This window comes from Sphingobium cyanobacteriorum (assembly GCF_030580935.1).
Taxonomy (GTDB): Bacteria; Pseudomonadota; Alphaproteobacteria; order Sphingomonadales; family Sphingomonadaceae; genus Sphingobium; species Sphingobium cyanobacteriorum.
Genome location: NZ_JAUQOM010000009.1, coordinates 83,624 through 103,387, shown reverse-complemented (window position 1 = coordinate 103,387; position 19,764 = coordinate 83,624). Strand labels below are relative to the sequence as shown.

Genomic DNA, 19,764 nt, shown 5'->3' with positions numbered 1-19,764 from the left:
TCGGGGGAGAGTTTTTCGTGCGTTGTCATTCCATTGCCGCCATTCTTCTGGCGGTCGCCTTGCCGTGTGAATCGCTCCTTGCTCAGGGAATGATGATGGTTCCGGTCGGCGGCGAGGCCGCGACGCCCGTGTCGCAGACCCCGCCGGCAGATCCCAAGGATAGCCCGGAGGAGATCGCGCGCGATTCTGCGCGCGACCTTAACGGCAGCCGCTTCTACAACAAGCCGGGCGCGACGCGGGCCGACTATGATGCGGCATGGCAGGATTGTCGTCTCATCGCACGCGGTTCGCGCACGCCATCCGGCACCGTGCCCTATTATTATAATCCGGCAGTCATCTCGCCCTTGGCGGCGGGGGTGGGTGCCGGTCTGGGCGGCCTGATTGCCGGCGCCATCATCGAAGGCGAACAGCGGCGCGCCAACCGGCGCAACTGCCTGCTGATCCGGGGCTGGCGTCAGGTGGAATTGCCGGCGCAGGAAGCCGCTCGTGTCGCCGCCCTCGGCGAAGCTGATCGCAACTCCTATTTCAATGGCATCGTCGGCGCGACCGAAGTGCAGGGCGAAGTCACGACGCGAACCAGCTTCACGCCACCCAACGATCCGTCTTTCGCGCTCGATGGGCCATTGGCTGGGCCATCTACGCTTTTCCTCGGCAAGAAGGTCGATCCGACCGTGCCATTCGTCTTGGCGCCGGGGGAGGGCGCGGTCGTCATTGCCTATCGCCGCAGCATCAAACCGTTTAGCGGACATGCCTTTGTGCAATTTGCGCGCTATGATCCCGCTGGTCGCGATCTCGTCTACCAGCCCAAGGACTGGAAGAAAAAGGGCGACAAGACCACCTATCTAACAGTGGCGGACAGTTCGAAGGGCAAAGCGCCCTATGAAGTGCAGGTTGTCAGGTTGACCGCTGGCGATTACGTCATTTCCGACACGGGATTGATGCTCCCGATGGGAGGCTCCAATTGTTTTGGCGCACCGACATTCCATGTCGCTGAAGGTGATGTGGCCTATATCGGCGATTTCATTCCGGTCGCTGGAGCCAGAACTGCCGACGGAACGAAATTTTCCGGGACCGCCTATGCGTTCCATCCAGAGGATGCGCGACAGGCACTGGCCGGGCAGCAGGCCGATCTTGCCAAGGCGCTGAAGCCTGCCAAGATCCTCAATGCGGCAACCTATGCCTGCTCCGGCACCGTGATGACTCGTTGGGACATGCCCGGTGCGGATGTTGTAACGCAGATTGCCGCGCCGCCGGCTGTTCCAATGCCGGATGTTCCGATGCCGGCCGCTCCAATGCCGGCCGCTCCAATGCCGGATGGTCCGGTCGCTCCAGCATCCTGAGCGCTGGCGCGCCTTCCGCCGCGACAGGGGGCTGATCCGTCCCACAAAGGCCGACGCTGTCCGTCGCGACGCTCTCCCCCCGATCGCAGTGCCGGACGCCCGCCGAACATATCGAGCGCCCTCACGGGTGGGACGGCCCGGCGCATCCCGTTCGCCCAGATGAAAACAGGTCAGAGCGGGATGACGCCAGATTGCTCCACTCCGTCCTTGCGAGCGACGGGGATAGGCAGTCCCATGCAACGCAGCGCAGATACGCGGTCACAGCGGCGGTGGCGCGGATCTATGCCGGGGTCGGATTGGGCAAATGCAGATCCGGGCGTCGAGAATGCATGGGGCTTGCTATCCGTTTGCTGGCCGGATCATTCTGATCCCAGCCATTTGCAGCGTGGCATTGCGTGTCCGGGGAAGGGCAGGCCGAATAGTGCCGCTCATCCCTGGCTGACGGTATACACGCTGGCCGCTCATGCGCATGCGACAGGCGAAAGCGGCGAAGTCCGGTGATCTGAATATGATATAGTCTAGCGGCAGGAGCGCCCGTCCCGCGTGGCCTGAAAATCAGCGCTCCTGCTGATCGGGCAGGCAATGCTGTGCCTCACATGAGGAAAGGTAGGAAGCCAGTACGCGCGGAATGTGATTGATTAAAATATCGGGCGAAAGCGTGGGTTGTTTCTGGAGATATTGCAAGGTTCCCGTCGAAACAGCGACGAGCATTTTTGCCACTTCTTCTGCCTTCCTGGCGTCCATGCGATGCTTCAGTACGGTTGCGACGACCTCCTTGAAGGCGGGAAAGCTAAGGTCTCTGGTCGCGACCAGGATGATCGCATCGGGATGTCGCGCAAAATAGGCCAATGCCTGACCGAACAGGCCGTCTATCAGTTGATCAACCGACATGGCGCGCCAAGGCTCTGGTGCATCAAGCGAATGGGGCGGTAGAAACGCCTTCATCCTCTCAAGATGGCGCTCGAAAAGAGCGTCGAGCAACTGGCCGCGATTGCGGAAAAAATGATACATTGATCCGGTGGACGCGCCTGCGCTTGCGGCGACCGCGTGCATGGATACGCCCTGCTCTCCAAGCTCGATCAGAATACGGCCAGCCGCATCCAGAATGTCGTTCCGACGTTCATGCCCGCGATCTTGCTTCGGCAATTTCGACATGATCATACACACTCCCGGTACGCGCAACTCCCGACACGCGCAAACTGACCCGCTCATGGGGTGACTTGGGCTTGCTCGTCAATTCTCCGACGCGCGCTCTGGTTCGAACGCTATTGCATTCTAGAGAAATATGTCTAGTTTTTCTTCGGTCATCGCATTCTGATTCGTGGTCGGCGCTGGCCTCCCGCGGGCTTTCGAATGTGTGTGATTCAAGAATGGAGCGCTGCAAAACTGCGTTCTTCCGAGGAGGGAAATGTGGAAATCCAAGTCGTTTCGAAGAACAATGTCCCTGAGCATGTCCCGGATGACCTTGTTCGTGATTTCAATCATTTCACCTTCTCACCCGAAGATGAAGATGCCCACCTGAACTGGGCACGAGTCGTCAATAACGACATTCCGCTGTTTTTTACGCCTCATTTCGGTGGATATTGGGTCATCAATGATGCCCGCTTGCTGGAGGATGCGTTCCCGGACTGGGAACTGTTCAGCTCCGCGCACAAGATCGGCGTGCCTCCGACCCCGGACGATGTTCCGCACTTGCTGCCGATCGAGGCGGACGACCCCTATCACAAGCAGCTTCGACGCCCCCTCAATCTGGCGCTTTCTCCAAAGGGTGTCATCGCGCTGGCAGCCAGCGCCAAGGAGCTTGTGGCACAGCTTGTCGACGAGATTGTCGTGCAAGGGCATTGCGAGTTCGTCCATGACTTTTCGCTCAAGATGCCGATGGATCTCTTTCTGCGGATGGTGAACCTTCCGGCAGAGGACCGCGAGACTCTGATCGCCTTGGCCAATACCGGACTGAAGGCGCATGACGAGGCGGCCCGGCTTGATGCCATGCGGTCGATGAACGCCTATTTGCACCAGAAGGTCGTGGAGCGGCTCGAAAGCCCAGGCGATGACCTGATGAGCGCCATCATCACCATGGATATCGACGGGCGAAAGCTCACCATCGGGGAGCAGGTCGGCTATATGACGACCGCCCTGTTCGGAGGGCTCGATACGGTCGGCGGCATGATGGCCATGACGGCGCGGCATCTTGCCCGGAACCCGGACCATCGGAAATTGCTTGTCGCCCACCCGGAGAAGATCCCCGACATGATCGAGGAAGTCCTGCGTCGTTACGCGATCTCGACCGTTTCGCGCTTCGTCACGCGCGACGTCGAGTTTGGCGGCGTCCAGTTGAAGCAGGGCGATCGCATCATGCTGCCGACGCCGATCCATGGGATCGATGAATCGCGCTGGGACAATGCTCTGGAGGTACAGCTCGACCGCAAGCCGACCGATCACATGGCGTTCGGCAAAGGCACGCATCGCTGCCCAGGCGCCATTCTGGCCCGCGCCGAACTGCGTATCTTTGTCGAGGAGTGGCTCAAGCGCATCCCTGACTTTGCCATCGATGAAAGCCGCGGCGGCGAGAAGTGGGAAACGGGTACTGTGCTTGGGCTGAAGTCGCTGCCGCTCCATTGGCAGGCGTGAGAAGGACTGAATAATGGTGAGAATGGTTTTTGTCAGCCACGACAATAATGAATATCCGGTCGAGGTGGCGGAAGGGACAACGTTGCTGAGGGCCGCGCTCGACAATGGCGTGCCTGGGATGACGGGCGAATGTGGCGGCGAACTGGCCTGTGCGACATGCCATTGTTATCTGGACGAAGGCGTGCGCGCCAAGATCGACGAGCCTGGCGATGATGAAGCCGAAATGCTCGAAGGGGCGATTGATGTGACAGCCGACAGCAGGCTGGGCTGCCAGCTAAGGGCGACAGCCAGTTTTGATGGTGTCCGCATACGGTTGCCCGCCTCGCAAACATAAAAATTGTGCCCGATTGCGATCCTTATCGGCGAAGACGTTGGTGTACAAAATAACGCGAAGAATGTGGAGCAGGACATGAATAGCACCAAGATTGATCACCTGGATCAGATGGTCGCCGACTATGAAATGGTCACCAGGAGCAACACCGGGACATCGCCTGTCGATATTCACCCGATGCTCGCTGAAATGCGCGGCAAATGTCCGGTCATGCACGGGGACTTGCAACAGCAGTATAAGACAGTCAGCCAGGCCGACTATACGATGTGCGGGCGGCCTGTCGTCACGCTCTTTCGCTACAATGACGTTCACGCTGTCCTGAAAAACCCGAAGGACTGGGAAAACCATCTGTTCGGTGACGGTTTCGGCGATGCGGTGGACAATCTGCTGATCGTGGCAATGGACGGGGAGGAGCACACCAAGCTCCGCAGCACGCTCTTGAAGCCATTCACGCGGAGCGAAATCCGCAAGCAGATGGACACGATGATCCGTCCTGTGGTGATGGATGATTTCATGGCCAAGCTGCGCCCGAACGGCAAGGCGGATCTGGTGCGCGAATTCGCCCTGCCTTTCCCCATTCGCTCGGCATACGCCTATTTCGGTTTTCCGCACGACGACGATATGCTGTCCAATCTGGCGAGCTGGGCGATCCAGGTCGTCGGGGCACCGCAAGTCGATCCAGAAGTTGCGGCGATTACCGTGCCGCGATCGATGGTAGCTGGTCAGTCCATGTACGACGCGATTCTTCCGGTCGTGCAAGACTATCGTGCGCGTGGTGAGATACGCGAAGATATCATCGGTCACCTTATGCAGGTGGAACATGACGGTAGCCGCTTCACCGATGAACAGATCGCCAACATCGTCCGCATGCTGTTGTTGGCAGCCGGGGAGACGACCACGCGCAGCTTCGCCAACATGATGGTGCAACTGCTTGAGTATCCCGATGTGCTCGACGAAGTGCGCCAGGACCGCTCGCTGATTCCCAAGGCCGTCATGGAAACCTTGCGGCGTGACCCATCGACCGCCTCGATCGCCCGGATCGCCGCGCGTGACCTGGAGATTGGCGGCGTTTCCATTCCGAAGGGAACAGGCATCCTATGTTCAGTCGCGTCGGCCAATCGCGACCCGGACGTCTATGAGGATCCTGACCGTCTTTGGCTGAAGCGGCCAATGCGGCCGTTGCTGACGTTCGGCTTTGGGCCGCACATGTGCCTTGGCATGAATCTGGCCCTCGCCGAATTGGAAGTGGCGCTTGATGCCATGCTCGATTTGCCCAATCTGAGGTTTGATCCTGCCTATCCCCGTCCGATCGTCCGCGGCATGAATTTGCGGGGGCCGGACGCACTCCATGTGCTCTGGGACTGACGGGTTCATCGGGGGGCTGCATGCAAGGATCGCTCCCCCCGGACAGGACGCCGCGCATTCAAACGCGATAGCTCGTCGTTTCCCACATCATGGCCGTGGTGCGGCCATGTGTCGATTTCACGTATAGAATGCCGGAGTGGCACAAAAGGAGATAGCGTATGAGCGCCCAGGGTGGAGAACTGAACGGCAAGGTGGCGATCGTGACCGGGGCGGCCAACCCCGGCAACATCGGTTCGGAAACGGCCGAGATTATGGCGCGGGAAGGGGCGAGCGTGGTGCTGGCCGACGTTGCGGAGGACGAGCTTGTCGCAACAACGCGCGCCCTTGCTGACAAGGGCTATAACGTCGCCTCCTGTGTCACCGATGTTTCGAGCGAAGACGCTGTCAAGGCGTTGATTGCCTTCACCGTCGAGAAGTTCGGCCGGCTTGATGTGATCGACAACAATGCCGCCCGGACAGCCGTGGGCGCCGATCTTCTGGTCGCCGACATGGATATCGATTTATGGGACAAGACTTTCGCCATCAACGCCCGTGGCATCATGCTGATGTGCAAGCATGGCATACCGGAAATGATCAAGGTCGGTGGCGGTTCAATCATCAACATCAGTTCCGGTACGGCCACCGGCGGCAATTTCTTCACCACGGCCTATGCAAGTTCAAAGGGTGCGATAGAAGTGCTGACACGCTATATTGCGACTCAATATGGCCCCTATAAAATTCGCTGTAATGCGGTTGCGCCCGGCCCCATCATGACCTCATCGCTCAAGCGCGGCCTGTCCCCGGAGTTGCGGGACATCTTCCGCAGGCACACCGTGCTGGGCGAGTTCGGAAAACCGTCGGAAATCGGCGAAGTGGTCGCGTTCCTCGCCTCCGACCGCGCAAGTTTCGTGACCGGACAGATCATTCAGGTTGACGGCGGCAGTTCCGTTCACCTGTCCACGTCCGTCGAGCTTGCCGAAATGATGGCCAGCGGGAATATGCCGACAGCCTGATGCCATGTTTCCATGCGTGAAACATGTCCGGAAAGCAGAATGTCGGGCCGGATGCGATCCTGGGCATGCTGGTCGCGTTCGGACTGGCCGGTCCCCTGGGTTTTCCCGACGCCTGCCGCTTTCAGAAACGCCTGGCGCGGGCACCCGGCGGGAGACAGCATGCCGTTCCTGCTGCGCCGGGTTGTAGAGTATCGAACCCATTCTGCCGGGCTTTTACGCCATCGGTGAAAGGTCTCCGGCCGGCCTGAACGCATGCCGCGCTTCGGTCGGCCTCCGGCTGGTCAGACATCGCCCATGCCCTCCAGTTCCTTGTCATCTGCGCCCAGCGCGACAAACTGGTCAAGCAACCAGGATGCGGCAGGCCCCGGTGGCGTGTCCCGGCGCCACACCCCCGCAAAGCGATATGTTCCGCCGACATGATCCGGCATGACGAGGCGCACCAATGTGCCATCGACAAGGTCGGGTTCGATCATCGGCAGCGGCATGTTGCCCCACCCGATCCCTTCACGCAGCAGCGCGTGCTTCGCGCCCAGATCAGCCAGGCGCCAGGTCTTGGGACTCATCACCGAATAATCCTGCCCCTCGGTGAAGCGGGAACGGTCCGTCAGCACCAACTGGATATGTTCGCGGCCTGCGCCGGGAGGGATGCGCGCCATGCGGCCCAGCGGATGATCGGGCGCCGCGACCGGCACCATCGGAACGGAACCCGCAGCGATGCACTCAATGCCCTCGACACCAGCGGCCAACGGCCCGGATATGCCGATCGCCGCACCGCGATCCAGCACCATGGCGGTGATCGCGCCCAGTGCTTCGACATGCAGGCGAAGCTGGACCGTGGGGAACGCGGTCGCGAAATCGCGAAGCACCTTGCCCAGGCGCTCGGCCGGCAGCATCACGTCGACCGCCAGGTCAACCTCCGCCTCCAGGCCGTCGAGCAGCCCTTTGACCTTGGCCCGCAGCCCGTCGAAACCATGCGATATGCTGCGCGCCTCGGCAAGCAGGGCGCGTCCTGCCACGGTCAGTTGCGGCTTGCGCGTACCTTCGCGATCAAACAGTGTCAGGCCAAGCTGCGCTTCCAGATTGGCGATGCCATAGCTGATCACCGAAACCGCGCGATTGAGCTTTCGCGCGGCGGCCGCGAAGCTGCCCATGTCGACAATGGTGAGAAAGATGCGGAGCTGGTCGAATGTCGGGGTGCCGGGCGAATTCATTGTTCCACTTTCTCGAATGAATGCGCCAGCTTTATCTCTCTGGGTCGAACTTATCGCAAGGCGTAAAGCCGCTCCAACGACAGCCTGATGCTGTTTCAAAGGAGACATGACATGATCGAAGTTCGGCCCTTCTCCCAGCTTGGCGGCGCCAACCATGGCTGGCTCGACGCCCGGCATCACTTTTCGTTCGCCGGCTATCATGATCCGGCGCGCATGAACTGGGGCAACCTGCGCGTCTGGAACGACGACACGATCGCGCCGCATACCGGCTTTCCGCCCCATCCGCATCGCGATATGGAAATCATCACCTATGTGCGCGAAGGGGCCATTACCCATGAGGACAGCCTGGGTAACAAGGGCCGGACCGAAGCGGGTGATGTCCAGGTCATGAGCGCGGGGTCGGGTGTGCGTCACTCCGAATATAATCTGGAGGATGTCACCACGAAAATCTTCCAGATCTGGATCGTGCCTACGCGCAGCGGCGGCGCACCGGGCTGGGGCGCCCGGCCGTTCCCGAAAGGCGATCGCGCCGGTCATTTCGTCACGCTGGCGTCCGGTTACGAAAATGACAATGACGCCCTGCCGATCCGCACCGACGCCCGCATCGTGGCCGCTACGCTCAAGGCTGGCGAAAGTGCCGAATATCCCATCGGCAAGGATCGCAAGGCCTATCTCGTTCCCGCGACCGGGGTGATCAGGATCGACGATGTACAGGTCAACGCGCGCGACGGCGCCGCGATCAAGGATGTGGATGTCATTCGTGTCATCGCGGTGGAGGATAGCGAGATCGTCATGGTCGACGCTGCCTGAGGATATTTCGGGAGGGCTGGCTGCCCTCCCGATTATCATCCCAAAAGGGCGAGCCGGCCGCTTTCAATGCGGCAGGGGGTCAGTCATGGCGTGCCCAATCTTCGGTGGCCGCCCGCTTGGCGCCATAGCTGATGAGGCAACGCATATAGCGCGGGTGAAATTCGAGCGGCCTGCTCTTTTCAACGTCGCGCCTGCGCCAGAGTTCGCAGGTCAATTCCTCCCCGCCGGGCACATCCATGTCGAGCCGCGCCGGATGCCGGCCCGCGTCATCTTCGATGCGGGCGAACAACGGGTGGAAACCCAGGTCCTGCGACCTGGTCGTCGCCCAGAATACCGAACTTCGGTAGGACTGGTTGATCAGGATCGACATCGCCCGCAGCCCCACCTTGTCGATCGACCAGGCGCCATGCTGGCCGGCCATCGGAGAATCAGGGGGCGGAAGCGGGTGCTTTGCGCAATCCCGCAGGTGACAGGTGTGGCCGGCCTCCAGCGTCCCGTTGACCAGCATGTACAGATACATCGGTTCCGCCGGCAGCGGGTCGGGCAAGATGATCCCCTTGGCGCGGGCCTCGGCGCGGCGTTCTGCCTGCCGCTGCTGCGCGACCCGCTGGTACAGATAGGCGCTGAAGTCGGAAATCACGCCGAAACGCGCGCCGCCATCGATGTACATCTTTCCGTCGATGAACACTGGCAGCGCCGCCATCGGCACCGATGCGGACGCCATCAGCGCCTCGATATAACAGGCGCGCATCCACGTCTGCCCTTCCTTGTACAGTCGCGCGGCCTTCGTCAGATCGAAAACAAAGGCATCGCCTGTATCCATCTCTACCGCGCCGACCAGCAGCATCCGGCGGGGATGATCGGGATCTGGCCCGGCTTCGTCGGCCACGCGCAGCAGGACCGCATCGGAAATCAACGCCTCGGCTTCCTTGCCCTTCGTACCCGCCAGCTTCTCGCGCAGGGGCTGCAGGTCGGACAGGGCCCCGCGCCGGGCCAGGCTCAGTGCCCCGCGCAGCCGCCCCACGGGCGATTCGCTGCGCAGCCCGCCACCGGGCGTGAATATGTCGAGCAGGTCCGCTTCGCTGGCGATCGTATAATTCTGTTCGATCAGGGCGGCTTCGTTGAGGAAGGCGAAGGTCGATTGCAGCGCGCCGGTGCTGATCCCCGTGACCAGGCGAAAGCGTGGCAGGCCCTGCTTGCCACGCCGTTCGCGCAGCCTGCTCCATTCGGCGAGGAAGCCGGCACCGAAGGCGCCGTTCTGACTGCCGCCGGACAGGAGCAGCATCGCATCGCTGATCGGCTCACCGTCGCCGGGCGCCAGTGACCGCATCTGTTGACGGGCGCCGGCAGCAAACATCCGGTCGACCGTTTCGAGAAAGTCCGTGGTCTCTTTGGACCGGCTTCCGTCCTGCGCAAGCGACAGCGGCGCGCCGTCAGGGCCGGGAGGATCGATCATCACCCGCTTTTTGATGGACGCGCAACTGCGGGCGGGATCGGCTGACCCGGCATTTTGAACTGGAGCAATGTTGCATGAAATCAATGACAAGGAAGCGGCAATGGTCAGAATAAACTTAGAATATAAGCTAATCATTGCCGCCCCCTGATCAATTGATGATAAGTCAATCATTGTTCTTATTGAAATGCAAGGGCGGTCATATGGGGCAGGACACCACAGTATTTGCGGCATATCGCTGGAACGACACGGAAATCGATGTTGTAAAGGGACAGGCCATAAGCATTGCGGCGCAGGGGCGGTGGGTCGATTCCTCGATTTCCGCCACGCCTGATGGATTTGAGCGCCCGTGGCTTGATCCGGTGCAATGGCTGCGCCGCCTCCCGTCAGCGCCATGGTTCTGCCTTTGCGCCACGGTCGGCCAGATGAAGCGGCCGATCCATCGCATCGGCAGCGCGGGAGCGTTCATTGCCGACCGCGACGGGCGGCTGTACCTGTTCGCCAACGACGCATGGCTGTTCTATTTTAACAACAAGGGCAGCATCCGCGCGTCGATTGAGGTTGCGTGACAGGATGACCCGGCAGGAGATGCCGACGCGATGCGCTTTCAGCCTTTCTCAACGGCCAATGGTCGTTTCGTGCCCGGCGCGAAGGCGCAGGTCGACGCCATGCTGGCTACGGTCTCTTGTCTATCGCAGACCGGGGTACAGATATGGTGAAAGGCATTTTGTGGTGCCCGGGGACGGAGTCGAACCGCCGACACTGCGATTTTCAATCGCATGCTCTACCAACTGAGCTACCCGGGCACGGGGCATCGGCGGAGGCGTCCGCCGGATGGAGGCGTGCCTATAAGCGTCAATCCGGTTCGCTGTCCAGCCCATAATTGCCATTTTTTTGCGCATCTTCCTCGGCCGGCGGACCGGGCACGCGATAGCCTTCGCCCAGCCATTGCAGCAGGTCGCGGTCGCGGCAGGCGGGGCTGCAAAAGGGGCGGCTGGCCGCTTGTGCCGGTTGGCGGCAGACCGGGCAGGCGGCAGATTTAGGCGACATGGCCGGCCGACAGGGAAAGCGTTGCATCGGCCTGCAGGGTGACGGGGCCGCCGCGTCGCTTGGCCAGCATTTCGATCCAGTCCTGCCGCTTGTGCAGCCGGTCGATCACGGCGGGCGCAGCGGTCAGCGTCGCCGCGCCGCCCTGACCATGCCGTTCGGCCCGGCGCAGCAGCGCCAGCGCGGCGGTCAGCACCGTATCTTCGCGCAGCACCTCCATCAGGTTGGCGCGCTCGCGACGGCGGATGATCTGGAGAAAGCCGAAGCCGTTCACTGCCGTCCGCTCGAAGGGCAGCGGCAGATATTTGTCGACCTGGGCGGCGGCGATCATCCGCTCATCCTTGTTGTTCATCGTCGGCAGGTCGATGCCGATCGAACCGGACAGGCCCATGCGGCGCACCGTCTGGGCGGCGAGCTTCGCGCCCTTCGGCCCCAGTTGCGCCGGCGGCAGCGACCCGTCAACATCGATCAGCAGCATGGCGGGGGTGAGGTAGAGGCGCAGGGCGGCGGCTTCGGTGCCGACCTCGCCGCTCATCGCCTCTTCCATCAACTCGCTCCAGCCATGCGCCTCCAGCCGGTCCTCTTCATGCGCGGGGCAGGGGAGGACGGGCACGCCGGTCGCGCGTATGCGCTGGAGCAGGCTGGGACCGGGATGGGGCTTGATGCCGGGGCCGGGCACGCGGCCCTTGGCGCGCTTGGGGCGGCCTTCCTCGGCAATCGCCTCGCGGATGATTTCCACCAGCACATTGCCGCCTTCGGCCAGGCGGGGCGGGATCGGCTCCAGCAGCACTTCCTCGCCGGAGATCAGGCGCACGATGCCGCGCTTCCTGGGAATGACGGTCGCGATCAGGCGGCCCTGCGCCACCGCGCCGGCGCGCACGGCGTCGCCCTCGCGCTCGACCAGCGCCTCGACCAGCTTGCCATGCTCGATCAGCGCGGCGCGGGCCTCGCCAATGCCTTCTTCATAAAGCCATTCGGCCATGTGCGTTCCTAGTCGGACAGATAGCCCGCTGCCTTGAGCAGCGTGCGGGTTTCGTAAAGCGGCAGGCCCATGATCGCGCTGTGGCTGCCCTGAATCGTGCGGATCAGGCCGGCGGCGCGCCCCTGTATGGCATAGCCGCCCGCCTTGCCGCGCCATTCGTCGCTGGCGATATAGGCGTCGATCTCCGCCTGATCCAGCCGCTTGAAGATGACGACATTGTCGGACAGGCGATGCCGCGCCCGCCCGTCGCCATCGATCAGCGTGATGGCGCTGAGCACCCGATGCCGCCGGCCGGACAGGAGCGTGAGGCAGGCGCGCGCTTCCTGTGCGCTTTCGGTCTTGGGCAGGATGCGCCGCCCCACGGCGACCACCGTGTCACCGGACAGGATCAGCGCGCCGGGATGCCGGGCGGCGACGAGGTTGCCCTTGGCCGCCGCCACGCGCGCGGCATAGGCGGCGGGCCGTTCGGCCTTCCGGGGCGTTTCGTCGATATCGGCAGGATCGACCGCGTCGGGGACAACGCCGATCTGGCCCAGAAGGTCGCGCCGTCTGGGGGAAGCCGAAGCAAGAATGAGCCGCATCGATATTGCGGCTTATTTGAAGCGGTAGGTGATCCGACCCTTGGTCAGGTCGTAGGGGGTGAGTTCGACCAATACTTCGTCGCCCACCAGCACGCGAATGCGGTTCTTGCGCATCTTGCCGGCCGTATGGCCGAGAATTTCGTGGTCATTTTCCAGCCGCACGCGGAACATGGCGTTGGGGAGAAGCTCCACAACCTGTCCGCGCATTTCAAGCAGTTCTTCTTTAGCCATAATATCCCGAATTCGAAAAATCGCGCCGCCATAGCGCCAAACGGAGCAAAATGAAAGTCAGGGATGCGCGCCGAACATATCACCGGCCGCATGGAGCGCCGCGAAGATGGCATCGAGCTGCCGCGCATCGACGCAATAGGGCGGCATCAGGTAGATGGTGTTGCCCAAAGGCCTTAGCAAGAGGCCATGTTCCAGGAAGAAGGCGCGCAGGCGCGGGGCCAGGTCGGACAGATAGCCCGCATCGGCAGCTACCAGCTCGATCGCCGCCACCGCGCCCAACTGGCGCGGATTGGCGAAGGCGGGATGCGTCGCCAGCTGTTCGAGTCGCTGTGCCATGCCCTGGCTGACGGTCGCGATCCGCCCCGGCACATCTTCTTCGCGCCAGATGGCCAGATTCGCGGCGGCAGCGGCGCAGGCGATCGCGTTCGCCGTATAGCTGGACGAATGGTAGAACAGCCGCGCCCGGTCGGTCGAGCGATGCGCTTCGAAAATCGGCGCGGTGGCCAATGTCGCGGCCAGCGGGATCGCGCCGCCGGTGATCCCCTTGGCCACCGCCATGATATCCGGCACGATAGCGGCTTGCTCGCAAGCGAACAGCGTGCCGGTGCGGCCCCAGCCGGTCATGACTTCATCGGCGATGAACAGCACGCCATGCCTGCGGCAGATTGCCGCCATTTCGCGCAGCACCCACGCCGGATAGAGCAGCATCCCGCCGGCTCCTAGCAGCAGCGGTTCGACGATGAAGGCGGCCGGATGCTGCGCGCAGGCGGTGTCCAGCGCGTCGAGGCAGGCCTGCTCGCGGCCGGGCGCGGGGAAGGGCACGGTGCCGACATCGAACAGCAGTGGCGTCCAGGCGGCGTTATAAACCCCACGCTCCCCGATCGACATCGCGCCGATCGTGTCGCCATGATAGCCATGTTCCAGCACCAGGATGCGGTTGCGCGCTTTCGCCACGCCGTCGAGCGCCAGATTGTGCCAATAGCCCAGGGCCATTTTCAGCGCGACCTCAACCGCGGTCGATCCACTGTCGGAATAAAAGACGTGGGCGAGTTCGGGCTGGCCCGGCGCGTGCGGGGCCATGGCGATCAGCCCGTGCGCCACTTCCTCCGCAGGGCCATGGGTGTAGGCGGCGAAGATGAGCTGATCGAGTGTGCTGGCCTGTCGCGCGATGGCGGCGGCGATGCGGGGTTCGCAATGGCCATGGGTCGTCACCCACCAGCTTGAAATGCCGTCGATCAGGGTGCGGCCGTCGGCCAGATGCAGCAACGCCCCCTCGGCGCGGACGACATGGGGGATCGGCTCGTTCAAGCCATGCTGGGTAAAGGGGTGCCAGACGGGGGAGGGTGGGATCGCGGAAGGCATGGACGGATGCTTATCGTGCAAACCGTCCTGGGCCAAGCGCCTCCCCCGCAGGATCAGTCCATCGCTATCATTGCGGCGGCTGGCTGGGCTGTGCCGGCGCGGCCGGGGTCGCCGGGCTTGCCGGTGCTGGCGGAGCCGCCGCCTGAATGCGCTGCTGGAGCGCAGGATCGGCGGCCGCGGCCTGCCCGATCTGGTTGAATTTTTCCGGCGGAATGCCCGACGCCTGGAGCGCGGCAACCATCTTGGGCTGCTTGTCCGCATCCGAAATCGATGTATCCTGCTGGATCTTGGTCACTTCCACGGCGGCGGCGGCGAATTGCCTGATATCGGCGTCGCTGAAGCTGCTGGCACCCGCTGCGGGGGTGGCGGGTGCGGGGGCTGCCGGGGTGGGGGTTGCCGGGGTGGCCTGGGCCGCTGGCGCGGACGCTGCCGGGGCGGTTTGGGCGAGCGCGGGATAGGCGGCGAACAGGGCAACAGAAGCGATGCCCGCCTTCAGAAATTTGCTGTTTGTCAGACCCGTCAACTTTCTTCTCCTCTTGACCATTATGCAGAACAGACGGTCAAGCTGTTGAAATCGTTCCAGCCCGGAAAGGGCCTAACGGCGAGTCGTGAGATTCCGAAGGCGGCTTGCACGGACAAAACGCTTCACCGCGCGATGCTTTCGGGTCGTCGGGCGGCGAATCCTGTGTCGCAACCAAGCGGCCGGACCGGATTCGGTCCGGCCTTCTGTCCTTACCAGATTTTCACCCGGTCCTTTGGCGACAGCATGATCTTGCCGCCGGGCGTGGGCTTGAATGCGTCATACCAGGCGTCGAAATTGCGCACGATGTCGGTGCGATATTGCGACGGGGCGTGCGGGTCGGTGACGAGCCGCTGGCGCAGATTGGCCTCGCGATAATTGCGGCGCCACACCTGCGCCCAGCCCAGGAAGAAGCGCTGGTCGCCGGTCGTGCCGTCGATCACCGGCGCGGGCTTGCCGCCCAGCGAGGCGTGATAGGCGTCGAGCGCGACGGCCAGGCCGCCCAGGTCGCCGATATTCTCGCCCAGGGTGAAGGCGCCCTTCACATGCGCGCCGGGGAAGGGTTCGTAGGCGTCATATTGCTTGACCAGCCTGTCGGTCAGGCCCTTGAAGTTGGCGACATCCTGATCGGTCCACCACTGGTTGAGCTTGCCAGTCTCGTCATATTTCGCGCCCTGATCGTCGAAATGATGGCTGAGTTCATGGCCGATCACCGCGCCGATGCCGCCATAATTGACCGCCGGGTCGGCATGGGGATCGAAGAAGGGCGGTTGCAGGATCGCGGCGGGAAAGACGATCTCGACCATGCCGAAATTGGCATAGGCGTTGATCTCCATCGGCGTCATGCCCCATTCCCAGCGATAGATGGGCTTGCCCAGCTTGCCGATATTATAGTCGAATTCGAAGGCGTTGGAGCGCATCGCATTGCCCAGCAGGTCGTCACGCCGGATTTCCAGCCCGGCATAGTCGCGCCACTTGTCAGGATAGCCGATCTTGGGCGTGAAGGCGGCCAGTTTCTTGTGCGCGCGCGCCTTGGCCGTGTCGCTCATCCACGGCAGGCCGTCGATGCGGCGGCCCATGGCGGCCAGGACATTCTTGACCAGCCCATCCATCGCCGCCTTGGTTTCGGGCGGGAAATATTTGGCGACATAGACCTTGCCGACTTCTTCGCCGAGCGATTCCTTGAGGAAGGTCGCGCCGCGCTTCCACCGTTCCTCGCGTTCGGGCGTGCCCGACAGGGTGGTGCCGTAAAAGGCGAAGTCGGCATTGGCGATGCTGTCGGGCAGATAGTCGGCATAGGCATGCAGGCTGGACAGCAGCAGCGCGTCCTTCAGCACGGCAACCGGGGTCCTGGCGATCAGCGCGGCCTCGCCGGTCACGGCGCTGGGCTGGGCGACCAGCAGGCTGGCGGGCGTCAGGCCATTGGCGGCGTAGAAGGCGGCGAAGTCGAATCCGGGCGCGGCCTTCTGCAACTCGGCAAGCGTCATCCTGTTATAGGTCTTGTCGGCGTCGCGGCTGTCGATCTGGGTCCAGTGGACCTTGGCGATCTCCGTTTCGAACGCCATCAGGGCGGCGGCGCGCGCCCTGGCGTCGCTTTCGCCCGCCAGGGTCAGCATCTTTTCCAGATGCGCGACATAGGCGGTGCGGATCGCCGCCATTTTCTCGCCCTGGTCCAGATAATAGTCGCGGTCGGGCAGGCCGAGGCCGCCCTGCATCATGGATAGGATGTAGGTTTCGGGTTCCTTGTCGTCCTGCCCCACATAGAAGCGGAACGGGCCGCGCACGCCCGCGCGTGCGGCCTTGGCCGCCACCCTGGTATAGCCTGGCAGGTCGGTCACGCCCTTGACCTCGGCCAGCCAGGGCAGGATCGGGGTCAGGCCCTTCGCCTCGACCGTGGCGGCATCCATGTAGCTGGCATAGGCATTGCCGATCTTGCTGTTCGGGTCGGACTGCGCGGCTTCCAATATGCCCCTGGTGCGCGCGCGCGACAGGTCATCCAGCGCGTTGAACGCGCCATAATTGGACTTGTCGGCCGGAATCGGCGTGTTCTTCGCCCAGGTGCCATTGGCATGATCGTAGAAATCGTCACCCGGCTTGACCGACTTGTCCATGCCCTTGGTGTCGAAGCCGAAGCTGCCATAGGTCGGCTTTGGGGTGGCGGTGGTGGCCGGAGGTGAGGCTGGCGGGGTCCGGGCCTGATCGGCATGGGCGACGGTAGCGGCCAGGGCAAGCGCGCTGACCGCACCGCCAAGGAGAAATTTGTTCATCAAAGCATCCCTTGCTTGCAACGGATCGGGCAACGCGCTGGCGTACCCGGCATCAGTCGAACTTGAACGCCCGTCCAACAGTCATGTCCATGTCGTTGGTCGAAAATTATCGACCGTTGAAATATTCGGGAAGTGTGATGTGGGCCGCGAAGGCGGTGGCCAGCGTCGCGGGATCGAGCGGGTCGAGGCGCGGCAGCCGGCCCAGGGACGGCACACCGGCGATTTGCGGGATGATCCGCTCATTCTCTTCATGGGGATCGCCGATGAAGGCGATGCCGGCGACCGGCACCCCGCGCGCCTTGAGCGCTTCGATGCTGAGCAGGCTGTGGTTGATCGTGCCCAGCGTCGTGCGGGCGCACAGGATCGCCGGCCGGCCCCAATGCGCGAACAGGTCCGCCATCAGCAGCGTTTCGGTGATCGGCACCAGCACGCCGCCCGCACCCTCGACCACCAGCGGCCCGTCGACCTGCGGCAGGGTCAGGCGATCGAGGGCGATCTCCACCCCGTCGATCCGGGCGGCCAGATGGGGCGAGGCGGGGGTTGCCAGCCGATAGGCTTCGGGCAGGATATGGTCGGGCGACAGGCCGGACAGGGCGGCGACCGTTTCCTTGTCACCTTCGGGATCGACGCCCGCCTGGATCGGTTTCCAGTAATGCGCGCCAAGCGCACCGGCCAGGCCGGCGGCAAACACGGTCTTGCCGATGCCGGTATCGGTTCCGGTGACGACCAATATGCTCATGCCATCACCCGTTGCAGTTCGCGTCCCAATGCTGCGACATCGGCGCGACTGACATTCAGGCTCAGCGAGACGCGCAGCCGGCTGGTGCCCGGTGGCACCGTGGGCGGGCGGATGCCGCGCACGTCGAACCCGGCCTCCTGCAAGGCGGCGGCCGCAGCCATGGCGCGGCTGTCCTCGCCCAATATGACGGGCACTATCTGGCTGCGCGGGGATGGCAGGCCCAGCGGCGCGCAGATCGCCTCCGCCGCGTCCTGTCGCAGCGTTTTCAGCCGGTCGCGCAGGTCGCTGGCATCCTCGATCCGGTCGATCGCGGCGGAAACGGCGACCGCCATCAGCGGCGAGGGCGCGGTCGAGAAGATGAAGGCGCGGGCGCGGTTGATCAGATAGTCGATCATGACGCGCGGCCCGCAGATCAGCGCGCCTTCCGCCCCCATCGCCTTGCCGCAGGTATGGAGCGTGATGACATTGTGCAGTCCGTCCAGACCGGCGGAAAGGCCGCGCCCGCCGGGGCCGAACACGCCGGTCCCATGCGCTTCGTCCAGCAGCAGCATCGCGTCATGGGTCGCCGCCAGCTTCGCCAGATCGGCCAGCGGGGCCATGTCGCCATCCATCGAATAGAGCGTCTCGACCGCGATCCAGATCCGGCCCTTGCCGCCTTCGGCGCGGAAGGCGGCGATCAGGTCGGCAAAGCTCTGCACGTCATTATGCTTGGCGAACATGGCAGGCGCCTTGCTCATGCGGATGCCGTCATGCGCGCTGGCATGGATCAGTTCGTCCGCGACGATCAGGTCGCCGCGTTGCGGCAGGGTCGAAAACAGCGCGAGATTGCCGACAAAGCCATTGGCGATGAACAGCGCCGCCTGGGTACGGAAAAAATCGGCGGCCTTGGCCTCCAGCCCTTCATGTTCGGGCGCATTGCCGCGCAGCAGGCGTGATCCCCCCGACCCCAGCGGCACGCCGCGCGCAACCGCGTCGACCACCGCCTGGGCGATCATCGGATCACCGGCCAGGCCCAGATAGTCGTTGGAGGCGAAATCGCGTCCGGCACGGGGGGACAGGTGACGCAGCCGCCCGCGCTGCGCCAGCGCGGCAAGCTGGGAACGATATGGTTCGGCAGTCATGGCCGCGCTATAGGCCCGGCCGGCAGGAGCGGCAAGCCGCCCCTTGCCTGTCGCGGATCAGAGGTCGCGGATCAGAAATTGAAGCCGAGCGAAAGCGACGCGACATTGTCGTTGCTGTCGTCCGCGGCGGGGCGGAAGCCATGCTGGTGCAGATAGCCGATCTCTACAGTCACATTCTTGGCGACGGGGGTGGTGATGGCGATCAGGTTGCGCATCCGCTCTTCGCCCTGGACCCGCTGGAAATTGGTCTTGTTCAGGTCGAAGAAGCTTTCATGGCTCAGGATCAGCGCGGTCTTGCTGCCTTCCTGGAACGGCATGGTCAGCTTCACATAGGGGCGCAGCCGCCATGCGGTGCCGTCGACGCCCTCGCGCCACCGTTCTTCCATCCGCATCCGCGCGCTGACCGACACCGGGCCGATCTTGGCGATGTTGTCGAACGTCACCTGCTGGCGGCCGCGATGCTCCATCACGGTGAAATTGCCTGCACTATATTGCGGATCATGGGTGTAGCCGGCCCAGACCGTCACTTTTTTGGAGAGTTTATACCCCAGCAGCGTGTTGGATTCGACCTCGTACAGGCCGTTGCGGTCGTCACTGAAGCGGGCGACGACCTCCTGCGACAGCCGCCAGTGGTCGCCCAGTTTCACGGTCGCGCTGGCGGTGGTCCATATTTGCTCATCCTCGCTCGCCTGGGCGGCGGTGGGCAGCGCGACGGCGACGAGCAGGGACAAGAGGGCAAGGGTCGAACGCATGGCAGAACATCTCCACCGCCGGGCCTGGC

The 19,764-nt window shown here is 63.2% G+C and carries 20 protein-coding genes and 1 tRNA gene; 7 read left to right on the top strand and 14 right to left on the bottom strand.

Annotation, left to right across the window (positions count from 1 at the left end; genetic code table 11):
• Positions 1–17: 17 nt before the first annotated feature.
• Positions 18–1,340, top strand: coding sequence for a hypothetical protein (locus Q4610_RS16195; protein ID WP_304537006.1), 1,323 nt, complete (start codon positions 18–20; stop codon positions 1,338–1,340).
• A gap of 555 nt (positions 1,341–1,895) precedes the next feature.
• Here the strand turns inward: Q4610_RS16195 and Q4610_RS16190 are convergent.
• A complete protein-coding gene (locus Q4610_RS16190; RefSeq protein WP_304537005.1) occupies positions 1,896–2,501 on the bottom strand; it encodes a TetR/AcrR family transcriptional regulator in 606 nt (201 codons plus the stop codon).
• Positions 2,502–2,699: 198 nt separating this feature from the next.
• Between Q4610_RS16190 and Q4610_RS16185 the strand changes: the two genes are divergently transcribed.
• The 4 genes from Q4610_RS16185 (at position 2,700) to Q4610_RS16170 (ending at position 6,659) form a co-directional block, all read left to right on the top strand.
• Complete coding sequence (locus tag Q4610_RS16185) at positions 2,700–3,971, top strand: cytochrome P450 (protein ID WP_304537004.1); 1,272 nt, start codon at positions 2,700–2,702, stop codon at positions 3,969–3,971.
• A 13-nt stretch (positions 3,972–3,984) separates the two neighbouring features.
• Entirely contained in the window at positions 3,985–4,305 is a 321-nt protein-coding gene (locus Q4610_RS16180; RefSeq protein WP_304537003.1) for a 2Fe-2S iron-sulfur cluster-binding protein, read from the top strand.
• A gap of 3 nt (positions 4,306–4,308) precedes the next feature.
• Positions 4,309–5,667, top strand: a complete 1,359-nt coding sequence (locus tag Q4610_RS16175) for a cytochrome P450 (protein ID WP_304537002.1) — start codon at positions 4,309–4,311, stop codon at positions 5,665–5,667.
• A gap of 191 nt (positions 5,668–5,858) precedes the next feature.
• Positions 5,859–6,659, top strand: coding sequence for an SDR family NAD(P)-dependent oxidoreductase (locus Q4610_RS16170; protein WP_304537001.1), 801 nt, complete (start codon positions 5,859–5,861; stop codon positions 6,657–6,659).
• Between the two features lie 281 nt (positions 6,660–6,940).
• On the opposite strand, the gene Q4610_RS16165 is transcribed toward Q4610_RS16170, so the two are convergent.
• On the bottom strand, positions 6,941–7,870 hold the full coding sequence (locus Q4610_RS16165) for a LysR family transcriptional regulator (RefSeq protein ID WP_304537000.1): 930 nt from the start codon (positions 7,868–7,870) through the stop codon (positions 6,941–6,943).
• A gap of 111 nt (positions 7,871–7,981) precedes the next feature.
• Between Q4610_RS16165 and Q4610_RS16160 the strand changes: the two genes are divergently transcribed.
• Positions 7,982–8,680: a pirin family protein gene (locus Q4610_RS16160; RefSeq protein WP_304536999.1), complete on the top strand. Its 699-nt coding sequence runs from the start codon at positions 7,982–7,984 to the stop codon at positions 8,678–8,680.
• A gap of 79 nt (positions 8,681–8,759) precedes the next feature.
• Here the strand turns inward: Q4610_RS16160 and Q4610_RS16155 are convergent, their stop codons facing one another.
• Positions 8,760–10,136, bottom strand: coding sequence for a patatin-like phospholipase family protein (locus tag Q4610_RS16155; RefSeq protein ID WP_304536998.1), 1,377 nt, complete (start codon positions 10,134–10,136; stop codon positions 8,760–8,762).
• 134 nt (positions 10,137–10,270) lie between these two features.
• Between Q4610_RS16155 and Q4610_RS16150 the strand changes: the two genes are divergently transcribed.
• The gene (locus Q4610_RS16150) at positions 10,271–10,702 is read left to right on the top strand and encodes a hypothetical protein (protein ID WP_304536997.1); all 432 of its coding nucleotides are present in this window, start codon (positions 10,271–10,273) and stop codon (positions 10,700–10,702) included.
• Positions 10,703–10,863: 161 nt separating this feature from the next.
• On the opposite strand, the gene Q4610_RS16145 is transcribed toward Q4610_RS16150, so the two are convergent.
• From Q4610_RS16145 to Q4610_RS16095, 11 genes are all read right to left on the bottom strand, one after another.
• A tRNA-Phe gene (locus Q4610_RS16145) sits at positions 10,864–10,939 on the bottom strand.
• A 49-nt stretch (positions 10,940–10,988) separates the two neighbouring features.
• The gene (locus Q4610_RS16140; protein WP_304536996.1) at positions 10,989–11,183 is read right to left on the bottom strand and encodes a DNA gyrase inhibitor YacG; all 195 of its coding nucleotides are present in this window, start codon (positions 11,181–11,183) and stop codon (positions 10,989–10,991) included.
• Positions 11,173–12,162 (bottom strand): ribonuclease, encoded by a 990-nt coding sequence (locus Q4610_RS16135; protein ID WP_304536995.1) that lies wholly within the window; start codon positions 12,160–12,162, stop codon positions 11,173–11,175. Before Q4610_RS16135 ends, Q4610_RS16140 begins: the two co-directional genes overlap by 11 nt.
• An 8-nt stretch (positions 12,163–12,170) precedes the next feature.
• A complete protein-coding gene (locus Q4610_RS16130) occupies positions 12,171–12,743 on the bottom strand; it encodes a Maf family protein (protein ID WP_304536994.1) in 573 nt (190 codons plus the stop codon).
• A gap of 12 nt (positions 12,744–12,755) precedes the next feature.
• Positions 12,756–12,974 carry a translation initiation factor IF-1 gene (infA, locus tag Q4610_RS16125; RefSeq protein ID WP_003049127.1) on the bottom strand — a complete coding sequence of 73 codons (219 nt, stop codon included), beginning with the start codon at positions 12,972–12,974 and terminating at the stop codon, positions 12,756–12,758.
• A gap of 57 nt (positions 12,975–13,031) precedes the next feature.
• Positions 13,032–14,336, bottom strand: coding sequence for an adenosylmethionine--8-amino-7-oxononanoate transaminase (locus Q4610_RS16120; RefSeq protein WP_304536993.1), 1,305 nt, complete (start codon positions 14,334–14,336; stop codon positions 13,032–13,034).
• A 67-nt stretch (positions 14,337–14,403) separates the two neighbouring features.
• Complete coding sequence (locus tag Q4610_RS16115) at positions 14,404–14,859, bottom strand: DUF4168 domain-containing protein (RefSeq protein WP_304536992.1); 456 nt, start codon at positions 14,857–14,859, stop codon at positions 14,404–14,406.
• Between the two features lie 209 nt (positions 14,860–15,068).
• Complete coding sequence (locus tag Q4610_RS16110) at positions 15,069–17,123, bottom strand: M13 family metallopeptidase (RefSeq protein ID WP_304536991.1); 2,055 nt, start codon at positions 17,121–17,123, stop codon at positions 15,069–15,071.
• Between the two features lie 106 nt (positions 17,124–17,229).
• On the bottom strand, positions 17,230–17,862 hold the full coding sequence (bioD, locus tag Q4610_RS16105) for a dethiobiotin synthase (protein WP_304536990.1): 633 nt from the start codon (positions 17,860–17,862) through the stop codon (positions 17,230–17,232).
• Entirely contained in the window at positions 17,859–18,983 is a 1,125-nt protein-coding gene (locus Q4610_RS16100) for an 8-amino-7-oxononanoate synthase (RefSeq protein WP_304536989.1), read from the bottom strand. Before Q4610_RS16100 ends, bioD begins: the two co-directional genes overlap by 4 nt.
• A 71-nt stretch (positions 18,984–19,054) precedes the next feature.
• The gene (locus Q4610_RS16095) at positions 19,055–19,735 is read right to left on the bottom strand and encodes a DUF2490 domain-containing protein (protein ID WP_304536988.1); all 681 of its coding nucleotides are present in this window, start codon (positions 19,733–19,735) and stop codon (positions 19,055–19,057) included.
• Between the last annotated feature and the right edge of the window lie 29 nt (positions 19,736–19,764).

Excerpts from the sequence above, each read along its gene's own strand:
- Q4610_RS16190 (WP_304537005.1), bottom strand. The coding sequence starts at position 2,501 with ATGATCATGTCGAAATTGCCGAAGCAAGATCGCGGGCATGAACGTCGG.
- Q4610_RS16180 (WP_304537003.1), top strand. The coding sequence starts at position 3,985 with ATGGTGAGAATGGTTTTTGTCAGCCACGACAATAATGAATATCCGGTC.
- Q4610_RS16165 (WP_304537000.1), bottom strand. The coding sequence starts at position 7,870 with ATGAATTCGCCCGGCACCCCGACATTCGACCAGCTCCGCATCTTTCTC.
- Q4610_RS16160 (WP_304536999.1), top strand. The coding sequence starts at position 7,982 with ATGATCGAAGTTCGGCCCTTCTCCCAGCTTGGCGGCGCCAACCATGGC.
- Q4610_RS16155 (WP_304536998.1), bottom strand. The coding sequence starts at position 10,136 with ATGATCGATCCTCCCGGCCCTGACGGCGCGCCGCTGTCGCTTGCGCAG.
- Q4610_RS16140 (WP_304536996.1), bottom strand. The coding sequence starts at position 11,183 with ATGTCGCCTAAATCTGCCGCCTGCCCGGTCTGCCGCCAACCGGCACAA.
- Q4610_RS16135 (WP_304536995.1), bottom strand. The coding sequence starts at position 12,162 with ATGGCCGAATGGCTTTATGAAGAAGGCATTGGCGAGGCCCGCGCCGCG.
- Q4610_RS16130 (WP_304536994.1), bottom strand. The coding sequence starts at position 12,743 with ATGCGGCTCATTCTTGCTTCGGCTTCCCCCAGACGGCGCGACCTTCTG.
- infA (WP_003049127.1), bottom strand. The coding sequence starts at position 12,974 with ATGGCTAAAGAAGAACTGCTTGAAATGCGCGGACAGGTTGTGGAGCTT.
- Q4610_RS16120 (WP_304536993.1), bottom strand. The coding sequence starts at position 14,336 with ATGCCTTCCGCGATCCCACCCTCCCCCGTCTGGCACCCCTTTACCCAG.
- Q4610_RS16110 (WP_304536991.1), bottom strand. The coding sequence starts at position 17,123 with ATGAACAAATTTCTCCTTGGCGGTGCGGTCAGCGCGCTTGCCCTGGCC.
- bioD (WP_304536990.1), bottom strand. The coding sequence starts at position 17,862 with ATGAGCATATTGGTCGTCACCGGAACCGATACCGGCATCGGCAAGACC.
- Q4610_RS16100 (WP_304536989.1), bottom strand. The coding sequence starts at position 18,983 with ATGACTGCCGAACCATATCGTTCCCAGCTTGCCGCGCTGGCGCAGCGC.
- Q4610_RS16095 (WP_304536988.1), bottom strand. The coding sequence starts at position 19,735 with ATGCGTTCGACCCTTGCCCTCTTGTCCCTGCTCGTCGCCGTCGCGCTG.